The organism is Arthrobacter sp. L77 (assembly GCF_000816565.1).
GTDB classification, from domain to species: domain Bacteria; phylum Actinomycetota; class Actinomycetes; order Actinomycetales; family Micrococcaceae; genus Arthrobacter_D; species Arthrobacter_D antioxidans.
Window position 1 is genome coordinate 769879 of sequence record NZ_JWSU01000006.1, and the last position, 16796, is coordinate 786674.

16 protein-coding genes are annotated in these 16796 nt (G+C 73.3%); 3 read left to right on the plus strand and 13 right to left on the minus strand.

The window, feature by feature from the left end; genetic code table 11:
• Positions 1-18: 18 nt before the first annotated feature.
• Genes RY94_RS13695 through RY94_RS13705 form a run of 3 tightly spaced genes read right to left on the minus strand, consistent with a single transcriptional unit; the run spans position 19 to position 3844 of the window.
• The gene (locus RY94_RS13695; RefSeq protein WP_052274356.1) at positions 19-879 is read right to left on the minus strand and encodes a glycosyltransferase family 2 protein; all 861 of its coding nucleotides are present in this window, start codon (positions 877-879) and stop codon (positions 19-21) included.
• Entirely contained in the window at positions 876-2435 is a 1560-nt protein-coding gene (locus RY94_RS13700; protein WP_043445970.1) for a PfkB family carbohydrate kinase, read from the minus strand. The genes RY94_RS13695 and RY94_RS13700 overlap by 4 nt, the downstream gene beginning before the upstream one ends.
• Complete coding sequence (locus tag RY94_RS13705; protein WP_052274357.1) at positions 2435-3844, minus strand: aldehyde dehydrogenase family protein; 1410 nt, start codon at positions 3842-3844, stop codon at positions 2435-2437. Before RY94_RS13705 ends, RY94_RS13700 begins: the two co-directional genes overlap by 1 nt.
• 219 nt (positions 3845-4063) lie before the next feature.
• Here RY94_RS13705 and RY94_RS13710 point away from each other — a divergent pair, with 219 nt between their 5' ends.
• Positions 4064-5218 (plus strand): glycosyltransferase family 9 protein, encoded by a 1155-nt coding sequence (locus tag RY94_RS13710; protein WP_043445972.1) that lies wholly within the window; start codon positions 4064-4066, stop codon positions 5216-5218.
• On the opposite strand, the gene RY94_RS13715 is transcribed toward RY94_RS13710, so the two are convergent.
• From RY94_RS13715 to RY94_RS18455, 7 genes are read right to left on the minus strand one after another with little or no spacing between them, the layout of a single operon-like run.
• A complete protein-coding gene (locus RY94_RS13715) occupies positions 5184-5909 on the minus strand; it encodes an SDR family oxidoreductase (RefSeq protein ID WP_043445974.1) in 726 nt (241 codons plus the stop codon). The two genes, RY94_RS13710 and RY94_RS13715, sit on opposite strands and share 35 nt — an antisense overlap.
• A gap of 59 nt (positions 5910-5968) precedes the next feature.
• On the minus strand, positions 5969-7336 hold the full coding sequence (locus RY94_RS13720; RefSeq protein WP_043445976.1) for a PfkB family carbohydrate kinase: 1368 nt from the start codon (positions 7334-7336) through the stop codon (positions 5969-5971).
• Entirely contained in the window at positions 7333-7956 is a 624-nt protein-coding gene (locus tag RY94_RS13725; RefSeq protein ID WP_052274426.1) for a D-sedoheptulose-7-phosphate isomerase, read from the minus strand. The genes RY94_RS13720 and RY94_RS13725 overlap by 4 nt, the downstream gene beginning before the upstream one ends.
• A gap of 41 nt (positions 7957-7997) precedes the next feature.
• Entirely contained in the window at positions 7998-9290 is a 1293-nt protein-coding gene (locus RY94_RS13730; protein WP_052274358.1) for a glycosyltransferase, read from the minus strand.
• A complete protein-coding gene (locus RY94_RS13735; RefSeq protein WP_043445980.1) occupies positions 9287-10288 on the minus strand; it encodes a glycosyltransferase in 1002 nt (333 codons plus the stop codon). The genes RY94_RS13730 and RY94_RS13735 overlap by 4 nt, the downstream gene beginning before the upstream one ends.
• Positions 10285-11388: a glycosyltransferase family 9 protein gene (locus RY94_RS13740; protein WP_052274427.1), complete on the minus strand. Its 1104-nt coding sequence runs from the start codon at positions 11386-11388 to the stop codon at positions 10285-10287. Before RY94_RS13740 ends, RY94_RS13735 begins: the two co-directional genes overlap by 4 nt.
• Positions 11385-11933: a D-glycero-alpha-D-manno-heptose-1,7-bisphosphate 7-phosphatase gene (locus RY94_RS18455; RefSeq protein WP_043445983.1), complete on the minus strand. Its 549-nt coding sequence runs from the start codon at positions 11931-11933 to the stop codon at positions 11385-11387. Before RY94_RS18455 ends, RY94_RS13740 begins: the two co-directional genes overlap by 4 nt.
• Positions 11934-12048: 115 nt before the next feature.
• On the opposite strand from RY94_RS18455, the gene RY94_RS13750 reads away from it, so the two are divergent.
• A complete protein-coding gene (locus tag RY94_RS13750; RefSeq protein ID WP_082046355.1) occupies positions 12049-13077 on the plus strand; it encodes a glycosyltransferase family 9 protein in 1029 nt (342 codons plus the stop codon).
• Here RY94_RS13750 and RY94_RS13755 read toward each other — a convergent pair.
• Positions 13074-13898: a sigma-70 family RNA polymerase sigma factor gene (locus RY94_RS13755; RefSeq protein WP_082046356.1), complete on the minus strand. Its 825-nt coding sequence runs from the start codon at positions 13896-13898 to the stop codon at positions 13074-13076. The genes RY94_RS13750 and RY94_RS13755 overlap by 4 nt on opposite strands.
• Positions 13899-14161: 263 nt before the next feature.
• Here RY94_RS13755 and RY94_RS13760 point away from each other — a divergent pair, with 263 nt between their 5' ends.
• On the plus strand, positions 14162-14578 hold the full coding sequence (locus tag RY94_RS13760) for a VOC family protein (RefSeq protein WP_043445985.1): 417 nt from the start codon (positions 14162-14164) through the stop codon (positions 14576-14578).
• A 4-nt stretch (positions 14579-14582) separates the two neighbouring features.
• Here RY94_RS13760 and RY94_RS13765 read toward each other — a convergent pair whose 3' ends face one another.
• Complete coding sequence (locus RY94_RS13765) at positions 14583-15779, minus strand: hypothetical protein (RefSeq protein WP_043445987.1); 1197 nt, start codon at positions 15777-15779, stop codon at positions 14583-14585.
• A gap of 110 nt (positions 15780-15889) precedes the next feature.
• Positions 15890-16753: a hypothetical protein gene (locus RY94_RS13770; protein WP_043445989.1), complete on the minus strand. Its 864-nt coding sequence runs from the start codon at positions 16751-16753 to the stop codon at positions 15890-15892.
• Positions 16754-16796 lie beyond the last annotated feature (43 nt).

Genomic DNA, 16796 nt, shown 5'->3' on the forward strand with positions numbered 1-16796 from the left:
TCCGGTGCGGAAGCACCGTCACTGGTCCAGGATCTCCTGGGCAGCGTCCGTGGCACGGTCGACCACCGTGGTGGGTGCTTCCAGGTGCACCGCCCCGGAGGGGATGATGCCGGCGCCGCCGTAGCGCTCCATGACACGCCACTGGACGGCCACGTCCTCGCCTGCGTGCCCGGGCGGCAGCTGGTCCCAGAAGTCGAACCCGCCGCAGTCCACGAGGGCCCGGCGGTCGAAGAGGACGCAGCCGCCCACCCACGCGATGCGGTAGAGCCGCCACTGGCCGGGTGGGAGGGCCAGCTCGGCGGCGGCGTGCGCGAGGTTGGCCGCGTTGTGCAGCGGCCAGCGGTCGAAGCCCTCCGTGCCCGGGCGGATGCGTTCGGGCTGCACCTCGTTGTCCGGCCAGAGGACGAGCTCGCTGCGCTCCTGGGGCCGGGAGTCGTCGAGGAAGGACAGGCCCTGCACCGCGGAGCCCACGAACCCGCAGCCGGCGGCCCGCAGGGCCCGGGTCATGCGGTGCAGGGACCCGGGTTCGAGCCAGACGTCGTTGTCCAGGAAGAGGACGAACGGTGCCGAGGCCAGGCCGAGCAGGTAGCTCCGGTGTTCGGCGAGTCCCCGGCGCGGGAGGTGCCGTTCGAGCCGGACGGGCCGGCCCTGCGCCTCGAGGACCCGCACCATCGCGCGGACGGCCGGCTGGTCGAAGGCCGCCTCGCCGTCGGTCTGGTCGCTGAGGATCACGCGGAACGCCGGCGCCTCCTGCGCGGCCAGGCCCGCCAGCGTCACCGCGAGCTCCGCGGGACGCCCGAACGAGGGGATCAGCACGTCCACCGCGGGCTCCCCACCCGGCGGCTCCAGCGCCCACTCCCCCGACCACTGCGAGGTCACGGCGCCCCACCCGCCGGGGGCGTGGCGCGGATCCGGCGGACCACCTCCGCGGTGGAACGCTCGGGGACGTAGTCGAGGATGCTGACACGACCGCCGCAGGCCTCGACGGCGGGCGTCTCCTCCAGCATCTGGGCGGTGTAGTCGCCGCCCTTGGCGTAGACGTCGGGCTTCAGCTGGTCGATCAGCGGCACCAGGGTGTCGGTCGCGAAGACGGTGACGTAGTCCACGCAGCTGAGGGAGGCGATGATGCCCGCGCGGTCGGCGATCGGGTTGATGGGCCGGTCCGGGCCCTTGAGCCGGCGCACGCCGTCGTCGTCGTTCAGGGCCACCACGAGGACGTCCCCGAGCTGCTTCGCCTGGTTGAGGTAGCGCGTGTGCCCGCGGTGCAGCACGTCGAAGCAGCCGTTGGTGAGGACGATCCGCTTGCCCGCGGCGCGGTCCGCCTCCACCTTCCGCAGCAGCTCGTCCGTGGCGAGGGCCGTGTCCGCGAACTGCTGCAGGTGGCCCGTCAGGTCCGCCGTCGTGCATACGGAGGTGCCGGGGCGGTGGACCACGACGTCGGCCGCGGCCTGCGCGAGGTCCAGGCTCGTGGTGAGCGGCAGTCCCGCGGCACGTGCGGCGGTGAGGCTCGCGACGAACGTGTCCCCCGCACCCGAGGCCTGCTTCTCGGTGGCGGGCCTGGCGTAGGTGCGGTGCTCCTCGCCGTCGGGCCCGAGCAGCACCGTGCCGTCGCGGTCCAGCGTGACGACGACGGTGGCCGCGTTGGTCGCGGCGAGCAGGTCGGTGCGGCGGGCTGCCACGGCGGCGGCGCGGTCGGTCCGCGCATCGAGGCGCAGGCCGAGGACCTGGGCGGCCTCCTGGGCGTTCGGTGTGACGATGTCCGGGCGCAGGGCGGACCACGCCGCGGTGTCGTGGGCGTCGACGACCACGACCGCGCCCGGATCGAGGGTTGCACGGCGGGCCAGGGCGGCACGGACCTCCCCGTCGAGCGCCCCGGAGCCGTAGTCGCAGACGACCACCGCGTCGGCGCCCGTGACGGCGGCGGGGATCCGGGCGGCCAGTGCGGCGATCGCGGCCGCAGGCAGGCCGTCGTGCGTGTCGTCGAGCCGCAGCATGACCTGGTCGCCGGCGAGGATGCGGTACTTGGTGGTGGTGGAGACCCGGGCGTCCTGGACGAGGTCCGTGGTGTCCACGCCCGCGTCGTCGAGGATGCCGCGCAGGCGGCGGCCGGCGTCGTCGTCCCCGATCAGCCCGCACATCCGCACGCGGGCACCGAGCGCCGCGAGGTTGACGGCCGTGTTCGCCGCACCCCCGGCCGCGTACTCGCGGTGCGTGACGTCGACCACCGGGGCGGGCGCCTCCCGGCAGAAACGCTCGATGGTGCCGCTCCACCAGCCGTCCAGCATCGCGTCCCCGACCACCGTGACGGACGGCGCGCGGTCGGCGATGGCGGCGGGCACCCAGGCCGCGAGACCGCGCACCTGCGCCAGGTCCCCCGCACCGTCCCGGTCCTCGGGAGCGGTGTCGGCGGGCAGTCGCTGCAGGGCGTCCTCCATCAGTCCACCTGCGGTGGGCTGCTGATGTGCACGACCTTCACGAGGGAGAACTCGTCCAGCAGTTCGGGGCCGTAGCCGAAGCCCGCACCGCTGATGCCGCGCGGCTGCGCGGAACCGCCCGGGGCGCCCCCGAACACCGCGTTGACCTTCACGGTGCCGACGGCGAGCCCGGCGATGGCCCGCTGCGCGTGGGCGATGCTCCCGGTCAGGACGGACGCCGCGAGCCCGTACGGGCCGGCGGCGGCGAGCCGCAGGGCGTCGTCGAAGCCGTCGACGACGGTCACGGGCGCCACCGGGCCGAAGGTCTCCTCCGTCATGACGGTCATGGCCTCCGTGCAGCCCGAGAGCACGGTGGCCGGGTAGTGGGCGCCGGGGCCGTCGGGGACGGCGCCGCCCTCGAGGCACACGGCGCCCTGCTCGACGGCCTCCGCGACCTGCGCCTGGACGGCGTCACGCATGCGCCGGTCCACGAGCGGCGGGAAGGTGCCGCTCGCGTTGCGGCTCCGGGCCTCCTCGGTGAGGGCCGCGAGGAACGGCTCGGCGATGGCCCGGCACACGTAGATGCGTTCCACGGAGGTGCAGATCTGCCCGGCGTTGGCGAAGGCTCCGAGGGCCGCCTGACCGGCCGCCCACACCGGGTCGACGTCGGCGTCGACGATCAGGGGGTCGTTGCCGCCGTTCTCGCGGATGACATGGGCGCCGGTGAGGACCGCCGCGCGGGCGATGCGGGCGCCGGTGTCACTGGAGCCCACGTGCGCGTACACGTCGACGTCCGCCTCCGTGGTGAGCTGCTGCCCCACCCCGGCGCCGCCGGTCAGGGTGATGAGGACGCCGTCCGGGAAGGCCGGCTGGAGCAGGCGGCCGAGGAGCTCACCCACGTGGGGGCAGCGTTCGCTGGGTTTGTGGATCACCGTGTTGCCCGTGACGAGCGCCGCCCCGATCAGGCCGGCGGCCACCGCCACGGGATCGTTCCAGGGGGTCAGGAGGACCGCGACGCCGCGCGGCCCGGCCGCCGTGTAGTCGGTGGCGGTGACGGCCCCGCGCAGGCTGAGCCCGCGGTGGACGGGGCCGAGTTCCGCGTACTGCTCGAGCGTCGAGATGGCCGCCTCGACGCCACCGAGCGCATCCGCGGGTGGCTTGCCCGTCTCCCGCATGTTGAGGTGGGCCAGCTCCCGGGCGCCGTCGCGCAGCGCCGAGGCGGCCCGTCGCAGGGCGGAGCCCCGCTCCGCCGGGCTGGTGGCCGCCCATTCGGGCTGCACGGACCGGGACAGGGCGACGGCGAGGGAGACCTGTTCGCGCGCGGCGGAGGGCAGGGTGCCCACCTCGCTGCCGTCCCGGGGATCGACGATGGTGACGGATTCGTCGCCGAGCGCATCGGGCAGCGTGGGTGTCTGGGCGTTGACGGACATGGTGCTCCTCGAGGTCGAAGGCCGTGACGGCTGATCTACTCTTCCCGTACCCGGCTCCCGCGCGTTCACACAGGCGGCGGGCCGATTTCTCCTCTCCGTGCCGCAGTCATCAGCAGGCTTAGCATATGGTGGCAGGAGGAGCGGCGGTGGCCGTCCCGCACGGCGGGGAACCGCTGGACAGCGGCCGGTCACAGGACACGGCGGACGGAGAGGACACCCATGCAGGACGGCACGACGGCGGCGGACTTCGGCGGACGGCAGGACACGGCGCGAGCGGTGGGACCCGTCCTCGAACCGTTCGGGGACATCCGGCGGATCGCCGTCCTGCGCGGCGGCGGCCTCGGCGACCTCATGTTCGCGATGCCGGCGATCTCCGCCCTCCACGCCCGCTATCCCGACGCGGCGATCACCCTGCTCGGCATGCCCGGCCACGCGGCGCTGCTCGACGGCCGACCCGGACCGGTGTCCTCGGTCGTGGAGCTGCCCGTCTCCCCGGGGGTCCGCCCGGGGGACGAGGACCCGGAGGCGGTGGACGCGTTCTTCGACGGGATCCGGGGGTCCTTCGACCTCGCCGTCCAGCTGCACGGTGGCGGCCGCAACTCGAACCCGTTCATCCTGCGGCTGGAGGCCCGCCACACGGTCGGCACCCGCACGCCCGACGCCGCGGCGCTGGAACGCACCATCCCCTACGTCTACTACCAGCACGAGGTGTTCCGCGCCCTGGAGGTCGTGGGCCTGGCCGGGGCCGTGCCCGTGGATCTGGAGCCGCGGGTGAGGGTCCTGCCCGAGGAGGTGGAGCGGGCGGCGCAGCTGACCGGTGCGGGTGCCGTCGTCGCCCTGCATCCCGGCGCCACGGATCCGCGCCGCCGGTGGCCGTCGTCGTCGTTCGCCGAGGTGGCGGTGCGCGCGGCCGCGGACGGCTGCGAGGTGGTGGTGGTCGGGGATGCGACGGACGTGCCGGCGGCCGAGGAGATCGTCAGCCTCGCGCTCGCGCAGGACCCGGCGGCGGACGTCAGGTCGCTCGCGGGGCAGCTCTCGCTCGGCGAACTGGCCGGCGTGCTGGACCGCAGTGCCGTGCTGGTGGGTAACGACAGCGGGCCCCGGCACCTCGCGCAGGCGGTGGGGACGCCCACCGTCGGCGTCTACTGGATCGGCAACATGATCAACGCGGGGGCGATCGGCCGGACCCTGCACCGCGTCCACTTCTCCTGGGTGACGCACTGCCCGGTCTGCGGCGTGGACGTCACCCAGGTGGGGTGGACGGCGGAACGCTGCGAGCACGACGACTCGATCGTCGCCGCCGTCCAGCCCGCGGCCGTCTACGCGGACGTGGCCGAACTCAGGGCCACGAGCCTTCTTCTGCGTGGGCGATGACCATCTCGCGGATCTCGCAGCTCCTGGGCTGTGAGAGCGCGAAGAGGATCGCCTCGGCGACGCGCTCGGGATCGTTGAGGCGGGAGTCGTCCTGCGGCTTGTACTGCTCGTCGCGGTCGTCGAAGAAGCGCGTCTTCATGCCGCCGGGGATGATCGTCGTGACGCCGATCTGCCCGGTGGTCTCCGCGGCCAGGGCCTGCGAGAAGCCCATGACCCCGAACTTGGAGGCGCAGTAGGCCGTGGCGTCGCCCACGGCCTTGATGCCGAGGGTCGAGGCGATGGTGACCACGCGGCCGTGGGTCTTCTTCAGGTACGGCAGGGCGGCGCGGGCGGTGGACGCGGTGCCCATCAGGTTCACGCCGATCACCTTCTCCCACTCGTCGGCCGGCACGGTGTCCAGCGCGCCGCACCGGTCGATCCCGGCGGCGGTGACGACGGCGTCGAGGCCGTCCATCATCTCGGCGGCCTCGCGGACCGCGGTCTCGACGGCCTCGCGGTCGGCGACGTCGACCTCGAAGGCCTTGACGCCGGTCACCCGGCTGATGTCGCGGTCCAGCACCACGGGGGTGCCTCCTGCGGCGAGGACACCCTGGACGATGGCCGCGCCGAGGCCGGAGCCTCCGCCGGTCACCAGGACGCGTCCCGGGTTGAAGCCGTTGCCGGTCGTGGTCGTCGTCGTGTTCTCGGTCATGTGCGTTCCTTTCGTAGCGTGCACGGGGCCGGCCGGACGGGCCGGAGGATCTCTGGAGGTCAGCCGACGCGGGCGAGCGCGGCTGCCAGTTTCGTGGTGGAACGTGCGGGGATGTACGGGACGGTGACGGTCCTGCCGCCCCAGCTGCTCACCAGCGCGGCTTCGGGGAGGTCCTCGGCGGCGTAGTCACCGCCCTTCACCCAGATGTCGGGCTGCAGGCGGGAGATGGCGTTCTCCGGCGTGGACTCGGAGAACACCACGACGGCGTCCACGCACCCGAGGGCCAGGAGCAGCTCCGCGCGGTCCTCCTGCTTGATGATGGGCCGGCTCTCCCCCTTGAGCCCGCGCACCGAAGCGTCCGAGTTGAGGCAGACGATCAGGCAGTCGCCCAGCCGGCGTGCCGCGGCGAGGGTCCGCGCGTGCCCGGCATGCAGGAGGTCGAAGCATCCGCCGGTCGCCACGACGGTCCCGCCTGCCTCACGCGTCCGCCGTGCGAGGTCGAGGGCGTCGAGCCCGTCGACGGGCAGCAGCTGCGGTGCGTCCTCGCGCCGCCGGCCCATCGTGGCCACACCCCCGGAGGCGAGGAAGTGCGCCGCGGCCTCGACGGCCTGCTGGGCGGCCGCGTCGATCGGTGCTCCCTCGGCGAGTCCGACGGCGAGGGCCGAGGCGAAGCGGTCTCCTGCTCCGCACGGATCGGGGGCGCTGACCGGGGGTGCGGGCACCACCTGGGGCAGGAGGCCGGCCGCTGCGACGAGGGCTCCGTGGTCGCCCATGGTGACGAGCACGGCCCTGCTCCCCCAGGCGGAGAGCAGGACCTCGGCGGCCGCCGCCGCGGCACGCGTCCCGGAACCCTGGACGTCGGCGAACCGCAGGGCTTCCGCGAGGTTGGGCGTCACGGCGGCCACGCCGGGCACGGGCCGGGCGCCGGAGGGGTGGGGGTCCCAGACCACCGGGATGGTCCCGGCGAGCGCCTGGAGGCGGGCCCGCAGATCCCCGTTGGCGAGCAGGTTGCGGCCGTAGTCCGCCGCGATGATCGCGTCGGCGCCGTCGAGGGCGGCCAGCATCGCGTCGGTGGTGCCCGGCACGGGAGGCGTGGCACAGCCCTCGTCGAACCGGACCACCGCCTGGCCGGACGCCCTGACCCTCGTCTTGACGGGCGTGGGCGCTCCGGAGGGTCCGGCGACGACGGTCACACCCTCGAGTTCGGTCCGCAGGAGTCCCGCCGCCTCGTCGTCCGCGAGGACGGTGACCAGGACGGCGTCGTGCCCGTCGGCGTGCAGCATGCGGGCCACGAGGCCCGCTCCCCCGGCGCGCCGCCGGACGTCGTCGACGTCGACGACGGGCACGGGCGCGTCCGGCGACAGCCGTCCGGCCCCGCCGGAGAGGTCGGTGTCGAGCAGGACGTCGCCGACCACCACGATCCTCATCGCTGTTCCTCCCGGCGGCGGCGGTGCACCTCGGCGTCGAAGGCCCGGCAGATCGCGTGGAGGGCGATGAGATGGCCCTCCTGGGCATTGGCGGACTGGGCGTCGACCGCGACGTAGTCGTCGACGCACTCGGTGAGCGGGTTGGGTCCGGCTCCGGTGAGCGCCCAGGTGGTGATGCCGGCCGAGCGGGCGGCCTCCACGGCGCGCAGCAGGTTGGGGCTCCTGCCGCTCGTGCTCAGGAGCACCAGGATGTCCCCCGACCGCCCGTGGGCGCTCACCTGACGGGCGTACAGGTGCTCGAACCCGTAGTCGTTGGCGATCGCCGTGACCGCGGAGCTCTCCGCGTGGAGGGAGATCGCCGAGAACGGTTCACGCTCGCCGTCGAACCGGCCCACGAGCTCCGCCGTGAGGTGTTGGGCCTCGGCGGCGGACCCGCCGTTCCCGGCCGCGAGCAGCCGCCGGCCGGCCAGCAGGCGGTCCGCCATCTCCACGCCCCAGCCGGCCAGGGTGTCGGCGTTGAGGGCGAGGGATTCGAGGGCCGGCGTGACCGCCCGGAGGTGGTCCAGGACGAGTCGCCGCGAATCCTCCTGCACGGTGGTCGGGACGGCGTCAGCGATCAGGTCCGAGCGGATGTCGGACGGGATGTCCGTGAGATGCGTGGTCACAGTGCCCTGCCTCCTGTGCTTTCGAGTCGACGCGCGGCACTGCGCCGCGCGGTGGCCGGTTCTGCGGGTGCTGCGGCGGCGAGGGCCGCCTGGTAGGCCTTCTCCGTGTCGGCCGCGATGCGGCTCCACGAGTAGCGGGCCTTCACACGGCGGTAGCCGTTGTCACCGAGCGCGCGGGCCCAGTCGGGCTCGCCCACGATCCCCGCGATGGCCGCCGCGATGGCCGCCGGATCCTGGGCCGGGACGTGCAGTCCCGTGGTGCCGTCCACCACGGTGTCGACGAGGCCGCCGACGGCCGCGGCGATCACCGGGACGCCGCATGCCATCGCTTCGAGCGGGACGATCCCGAACGGCTCGTACCAGGGCGCGCAGACCACGGCGTCGGCGCTGCGCAGCACCGCGGGCATCTCCGCCCGTGACACCTGGCCGCGCAGGACCACGCGGTCGGCGACGCCGAGGTCGGCGGCGAGCGCGCGGAGGCGCTGCGCCTCCGGGTCGTCCTCGAGTCCGGTGGAACTGCCGGCGCCCCCCACGATGTGGAGTTCGACGTCGTCGCGGCCCAGGTCGGCGAGTTCGCGCATCGCCCGGATCACGAGGTCCATGCCCTTGCGCGGGACGAGCCGTCCCACGCTCACGATGCGGTGCGCGCGGGCGCGGGCCTCCACGGGCCCGTGCGGCGTGAACAGCTCCACGTCGACGCCGCACGGGGCGATCGACACCCGGTTGCCCGGGATGCCCATGGCCTTGAGCTCGAACACCTCGTCCGAGCACGTCGCGACGATGCGGTCGGCGCTGCGTCCCACCATGGCCTCGAGCATGAGGCGCTCGGACGGGCTGGTGTCCTCGGCGCCCTGGTGGCGGCGCTTGACCGTGCCGAGGGCGTGGAAGGTCTGGATGACCTGCACGGGCCGGCCCGCGGCGCGTGACCGTCCGGCGGCGTCGAGGGCGGCGAGCCCGGACATCCAGAAGTGCCCGTGCACGATGTCCGGCGGCTCCTGCCCCCAGTCCTCCACGATGCCCGCCGCCAGTTCGCCCATGTAGGGCAGCAGCAGGTCCTTCGGGACGTTCCGGACGGGGCCCGCGGTGACATGGACGACCTCCAGGCGCGGGTCGGTGCGCACCCGGTCCGGAAGGGCCGGGTCGTCGCGGCGCGTGTAGACCGTCACGTCGTGTCCGCGGCGGGCCAGCGCGAGGGACAGCTCGGCGACGTGGACGTTCTGCCCTCCGGCGTCGACACCCCCCAGCGCGGCCAGCGGACTCGCGTGCTCCGACACCATCGAGATCCTCACTGGGCTTTCCTCTCTGTGACCGCCAGGACGCGGTGCCGTGTCGGTTCCTGCTCCAGGACGTCGTCCCAGTCGGCCAGGAACCGGGCCAGCCCGTACCGTGCGAGGGCCGCCTCCCGTGCTGCCTGCCCCCTGGTCCGGGCCTCGTCGGGGTCGGCGACGAGCCGTGCCGCCATGCGGACGAGGTCGTCGACGCTCGTGGAGATCGCTCCCGCCTCCGGGGGCACCGCACGGGACGCCTCCGTGGTGGCCAGGGCGAGCACCGGGAGCCCCACGTGCATCGCTTCGAGGAGCGAGAGCCCGAGGGACGTCCAGCGCAGCGGGTGGACGTAGGCCCGGGACAGCCCGAGCCGTGCGTGCAGCTGCGCCATGGGCAGGTCGCCACCGATGCGCAGCTCCGAGGGGGCGAGGTCCAGGGCGTCGGCGAGCCCGTCCGTCCCCATCCCGAAGACCTCCAGCGGGGCGACGCCCGCGAAGCGCGGCAGCAGGTCGGTGCCGGTGATGCGGCCACGGCGCACGGGCTCGTTGATGACGGCGGCGAGCTGCTCGAGCTCGCCCGTGTAGAGGTAGCCCGGGTCCACGATGCCGTGCTCGATCACCGTGGTGCGTGCGCCGCCGTCGTCCCAGAAGAGGGCGTTGAAGTGGGTGACGTGGACGATCGGGATGTCCGTCCGGCCCGCCAGCGGGTGGACCGTGCCGACGATGTCCCGGCGGGGCGTGTTGTGCTCGAGGAAGACGGCGGGGAGGTCCCGGCCCGGGGTGCGCCGCAGGAGCCGCTCGCACTCGGCGATCTCCTCGACCCGCTGCAGGACGACGACGTCGATGCCGGCGTCGGCGAGGTCGTGCGGTGCCACCTCGACGACGGAGGCCGGCCAGTCGCGGCCGGCGCGGCCGAGGCCCCAGGGCCCGCCGTCGGGCGTGGTGGGCAGCACATAGGTGTGCTCCCCCCGCACGAAGGCGTCGGTCCACCCTCCGTGCACGTGCCATAACAGGATCCTCATCGGTGCCCCCTCGTTGGTCGGCGGCCCTCGGTGCGGCCGATGCTGCGGCGTGAGCCGAGTGACGATATCCCGGAGCTGAGCCGGAGGACGGCGTCCACGACGTCCTCCGGGGAGACGCCGGACAGGCAGGGATGCCCCTGCACGGGGCAGACGCGGGCCCTGCTGAGCGCGCAGGCGGCGTCCTGGTCGCCGAGCAGTTCCACGGGCACCCGGTAGGGCGCCCAGCGGACCGCCGGGACCACGGGCGAGAACAGGCAGACCACCGGGGTGCCGACGGCGGCCGCCAGGTGCGCCGGGCCGGTGTTGCCGGTGATGATGACGGATGCCCCGGCGATGACGGACCCCAGCGTGGCGAGGTCGGTCCTGCCTCCGAGGTCCAGGGCCTCGGGGCCGGCGACGGTGGAGGTCAGTCCGGTCTCGTCCGGCCCGCCGGTGACGACCACGCGGAAGCCTGCGGCGGTCAGGAGCTCGACGGCGGCCGCGTGGTGCAGCGGGGGCCAGGCGCGGGCGGGCACGGAGGCACCCGGGTGGACGACGACGTAGGGCCCGTCGCCGACGACGGCCGCGGCGTCGGTGAGGCCCGTGACCTGCAGGCGGCCGTCGTCGCCCGGGGGCAGGGCGTAGCCCGCCGCCTCGGCGATACCGAGCGCCCGTTCGGCTTCCGGCTGGTCCTCCGGGAAGTCCTCGCCCGGTTTGAGCCGCACGTCGAGGAGCGAGCCGGCGTAGTCGACGGACGCGCCCGCGATCCGCCGGACGCCGGCGAGCCGGAGCAGCAGCGCGAGCGGCAGCGGGGACTGGTGGAACGAGGTCAGGAGCACGGCCTCGTCCACGGCGAGCGCCACCACGGCGTCGTGGAGTCCGGCCACCAGCTCCGGCGTGGGTTCGGGGGCCGGGTCCACGATCCAGGGCGCGGACCAGGTGACGACGTCGACGACGCCGGGCAGCAGGCGGGCCGCCGCGGCGCCCTGCGGCCCGCACAGCATGACGACGTCGTTCGGGGAGTCCCCGTGGTCTCCCGCGGCGACGGCCCGGACGGCGGGCCCGGCGAGGAGGACGTCCCCGGCGCTGTCGAGGCGGGCGACGAGGACCCGGCGCCTCACGGCGTCACCGTCCACAGCGTGTCGACGGCCTCGGCGAGGGTCCGGGCGACGGCGGGAGCCGAGCGGATCTCGTCCTCGAGGGTGACGCTCGTCGGGACGAGGACGGCCTGCGCACCCGCGGCGGCCGCAGCTCCCATGTCCGCGCCGATGTCCCCGATCACGGCGACGTCCGCGGCATCGAGGCCCAGGCGGGCGCTGGCCGCGAGGACCATCCCCGGGGCGGGCTTCCGGCATCCGCAGCCGTCGCCGGACCCGTGCGGGCAGAGCTCCCAGACGTCGAACGGTCCGAGCAGTTCCTCGACGCGTGCGTTGACGGCGTCCACCTGGTCGCGGGTGACGAGTCCCCTGGCGATCCCCGACTGGTTGGTCACCACGCCCACCGGGATACCCCGGGAGCGCAGCCCGTCGAGCACCTCGCGCGCCCCGGGCATGGGCTGCACGAGCGCGGGATCACCGTTGTAGGGGACGTCCACGACGATCGTCCCGTCGCGGTCGAACAGGACGGCCCGGGGAGCTGTCCGCGTGGGTCCGGCCGAAGTATGCATACAGGCTTAGTTCCCGGGCAGGAGCACTGCTAAACACTTTCCGCCGAACTTCTTCCCGGCGGCGCCCTCGCACGCCCGACCGGTGCGGCACCGATCCTCTGGCAGGATCGGACCCATGACTTCCGAGGGCACCGGCACCACAGGCACGTCCGCACGACCGACCGGGCACCGTCCGGGGGCCGGATCCCGGACGGTGCCCGCCTCGACCCCCGCACCGGACGGGCGTCCCGAGATCCTGGCGCTGCGCGCCCTGAAGCTCGGCGACCTCCTCGTGGCGGTGCCCGCCCTGAAGGGACTGCGGCGTGCGTTCCCGGAGCACCGCATCCTGTACGCCGCCCAGGAGTGGCTGCGTCCCGTCATCCCGCTCACCGACGCCGTCGACGACCTGCTGCCCACGCACGGCCTCGACGATCCGCTGCCCATCGAGTACGGCAGGATCGACCTCGCCGTGAACCTCCACGGCAGCGGCGGGGAGAGCAGGGGGCGCCTCCAGGAGATCGGTGCCCGACGCCGGATGGGGCACCGCTCCCCCGGCTGGGACGGACCCGAGTGGCGCGACGGCATCCTCGAGCGCGAGCGGTGGGCGTCGCTCGTGAGCTGGCACGGGGTCCCCGCCGATCCGCTGGACTGCAGGCTCCGGGTACCCGATGTCGGGAATCCGGCGCCGGGCGCCGTCGTCGTGCATGTCGGGGCCGCCTATGGGAGCCGGCTCTGGCCCGTGGAACGGTTCGCCCAGGTGGCGCGCACCCTGGCCGCCGCCGGTCACCGGGTGGTGTTCACGGGCAGTGGCAAGGAGCGACCGCGAGCGCTCGCGGTGGCCGACGCCGCCGGCCTGCCGGAGGCGTCGGTCGCCGCCGGGGACCTGCCCCTCGACGTCTTCGCGGGCCTGGTGGCGGGCGCGTCCCTCGTGATCTCCGCGGACACGGGGGCCGCCCACCTCGCCTCCGCCTACGCGCGGCCCTCGGTGGTGCTGTTCGGACCCGCGCCTCCCTCGGAGTGGGGACCGCCGCCCGGACCCCACACCGTCCTGACGGACGAGTCGGTGCGGGTGGGCGAGACGTTCTCCGCCGCGCCGGATCCGGCCCTGCTGGCCGTCACGGTCGACCAGGTGCTGGCCGCAGCGGCGGACCACGGGATCTCCTAGGCGGTACCGGACCGCGCAGCCTGCCGTTCCCCGGCGGCGGGTGCGCCGAGGAGCCTCTTCTGCAGTTTCACGAGGATGCGCGCCAGTGCCCTCGAGACCTGCATCTGGGACATGCCGAGCTCGTCGCCGATGCCCTGCTGGGTCTGCTCCATGAAGTACCGGCGGTAGAGGAGTTCCTTCTCGCTGCGGCACAGTTCGTTGACCGCACCGCGCAGGGAGATCATGTCGTCGCTGCGCTCCGTGCCGTTCGCATCGCCTGCCAGGGTGTCGGCCCAGGTGCGCCCCTCGACGGGCGCGTCGAGCGACACCGGCCTGAGGCTCGTGGAGCACGCCTGTGCTTCGAGGACCTTGCCCTCCGGCCGGCCGAGTTCGAGGCCCAGCTCGCGGGCGGTGGCCTCGCGGCCGAGCCGCTGGGCCAGGGCAGGAGCCGTGCGGGCGATCTCCGTGCGGAGGTCCTGCACCTCCCGGGGCGGCCGGACCACCCAGCAGGAGTCACGCAGGTAGCGCTTGATCTCACCACTGATCGTGGGGACCGCGAACGAGGCGAACGGGATGCCGCGCGTCGGGTCGAAGCGCTGCACGGCCTTGATCAGTCCCAGGTAGGCGACCTGGCGGATGTCCGCTGCCTCGGGGCCGGCGACGGCGAAGGACCGCGCGACCGATTCGGCGATGTCCAGGTGCCGCAGGGCGATGTCGTCCTGCAGGGCGGCCTTCAGCGGACCGTCCTGACGGACGCGGCCTGTGTGTCCGTCCACCGCGGCATGGGCAGGGCTGCTCGGACGGGCCAGGACGATCGGCTGGGCTTCGGCGGTGGTCTGCATGCTGTTCTCCGATGGGCGCTCGACACTGACGTGTCCCAACACAACATCAGCACGCTTAGTATGCAAGGGGGCTGGGCCGGAAAGATCCGAACGGGTGGGGGTCTTCCCTTTTCCACCCCGTGGATGTACGGCCCGGAGGCTCGTGCCGTCTCCGCCCACCGGGCCGTCGTTTCCTCGGCCCGCTGTGTGCCATTGCGGCGACGGGTCCGTGCTGGCAGTATCACTGCCGTATCCCTGCACGCGAGCGGATCGAGGAGCAGTTCATGAACTGGACACTGGAAGTCGTGGTCGTGCCGGTGGCCGACATCGATCGCGCCAAGGCCTTCTATTCCGACCAGCTGGGCTTCGTGGTCGACCACGACATCACCATGGGCCCCGGCAACCGGTTGGTCCAGCTCACGCCGCCGGGCTCCGGTTGCTCGATCGTGATCGGCGAGGGCGTCGTGCCGCGCATGCCCCCGGGCTCCCTCCAGGGACTCCAGCTGGTCGTTCCGGACGTGCTCCGGGCGCACGCGCAGCTCGTCGAGCGCGGCGTCGAGGTCGGCGATATCCAGGTGATGGGCGGTGACCCGGATGCGGTGCGGCAGGGCGGGACGGCGCTCGACAACGTCGGGTTCGTGTTCTTCAGCGACCCGGACGGCAACGGCTGGGCGGTGCAGCAGATCTCCGCCCGGGCCTGACGTCCTACTCCGGCTGGCTGGTTCCGGGCACGGTGCGTTTCACCAGCAGGTAGGGGATCCACAGCAGACCTGCGGAGAGAACGGTCAGCCCGACACCGATCATCGCCGTCTCCTCGGCCGCAGGCCCCATCGTCACGGTGCCGACGAGAACGGCGAATGCGGTGACCACCAACAGCAGCCAGCACACCACGGCGTGGTACCACCTCAGGCCACGGCGCAGCGGCAGGAAGAAGAACGCTGCTGCGGGAAGGACCACGAGGAACTGCAACGGCCACGCGGTGGCAGGCAGCAGCCCGCTCTGCACGAGGTGGGGCAGCAGGAAGCCCGCACCCGCCGCGTACATGCCGGCGAACCACGCACCGGAGATCCACTGACCGGCGCCCGGCGTCAGACGCCGCTCCCGCAGGGCCGGGTCGAGTCGCTCCGCCTGCTCCCGGACCTGCCTGAGGTTCTGATGCCAGCGGTGGTCCAGCCGAGTCGTGTTCCCCAGCCAGCCGCCGGTATCGGGGAAGTCGATGACCTCCTCGGTGGTCGCGAAGTACTCGAGGCGGGCCTCGTCGCTGAGGTGGCCCTCCTCCTTCCACGAGAGCGGCCGCGCGGTGTAGCCCAGCTCGATGCGATGCTTCCGCAGAGCCTCGATCCACGTGTCGACCGCGGGGTCCTCGTGGGAGGGGAAGGGCACGCTGCTGATCCGGCGGCTCCCGTCCTGGTCGAAGAGGACATGCAGGATCGGCGCCGTCTCGGTCAACGTCCCGCCGCCGTTCCCGATCAGGATCACGCGGCGAAGGATCCGGTAGGAAACGATCACCGAGACCACCTCCCGCATCGGGATGATCCGGCGCACCGGGTCCTCGGCGCCCACGGTGTTCCACTCCGTCGTCTCGATCCGGCCCTCGCGCAGGACGAAGCTCGAGCGGTGGCGTGCCCGCCAGGCCGTCGTCCGGGCCGCGGCCACGGTCCGGACCAGGAGCAGGATTCCGGTCACGACGAAGACCAGGGTCACCAGGAGCCAGGGATTCCGGAACGTCACCATCAGCGCGACGGGTACCCCGATGAAGGTTGCGCCGATGGCCGCGACGAGGAGCAGGGCAAGGACCAGGATCCCTCTCCAGAACAGGTCCATCCCCTGCTCATGCTGGACGTGGAGGACGGGGCTGTCGGTCCTGCGCGACTCCGGCACGGAGGGGGGATGCGGGATCACGGTGACTGCTCGCTCTCGTTGTCCGGGTGGTTCCCTGCAGGAGAAGACCTCCGACGATCGGTCCGTGCCGACGCCCGCGGCCGGCGGACGGTCCGGCCTGGCCTGGCCGCTCAGGTGACCCTGTTGATGTCGTCGGCGTCCCAGGTGAGGTCCGTCGTTTCTCCGACTCTGACTGCTTCGATGGCGGGGTGGGCCATCAACTCGTTGATGAGGCGGTAGGTGCCGCCGATGAGCGTCGAGTCGACGTCGATCTCCGAGGCGATGGCCCACGCATGATCGGACGGCCAGATCAGTTGCGGCATGGGCCCCGGCAGTCGGTCGGTCCACCCCATGCCGGCCGCCAGTGGCCATGCCGGATCCGTCAGCTCCGGAGCACCGGTGGCCAGCAGGACGTAGCGGCGCCCGGGCAGTTCGAGGAACGGCCCCCGCTTCAGCAGTTCCGACAGGGCGCGGTCCACCGTCGGGCGCTGCGGCTGAACGGAGCGCGTGTCCTCGTCCTCGGCGTCACCCTCCGGCGCGAACGCCTCGAACCAGACGGTTCCCGCATCGATGGCCCATCCCTCCCAGAGGGCGGCGGTGACGTCGTCGGGCGTGCCGGTGTGTCCACCGGCGATCGTCATGACGTGGGCCAGGACCGCGGGGTCGAGGTGACCCAGCGGAGGCGGGTCGGCGCTCCTGCCTCCCGGGAGCAGTATCGGATCGTACTGGTGGCCTGCCACCCGGATCCACTGGACCTGGGGATGGATGACGGTCCCCGTGTGGGCTGCGATCCGGGCCCACGTCCACGCTTCCTCGGAGTAGTCCTCCCGGGGATCACCGTGGCCCTTGGGGTCGTACCGGGTCACCGTGGAGGGATGCAGGACCCGGGCGTAGGCCTCGAAGCCCGACGGGACGATGCTGCCCGCCGATCCCGGTGGCCCGTTCAGCCGGGACCCGATCCAGGCACCACGCTCTACGTCCCCCGTCCACCGCATCAGCGCATACTCCCACTCGGCGTTGCTTCCGGCACATGGGTCC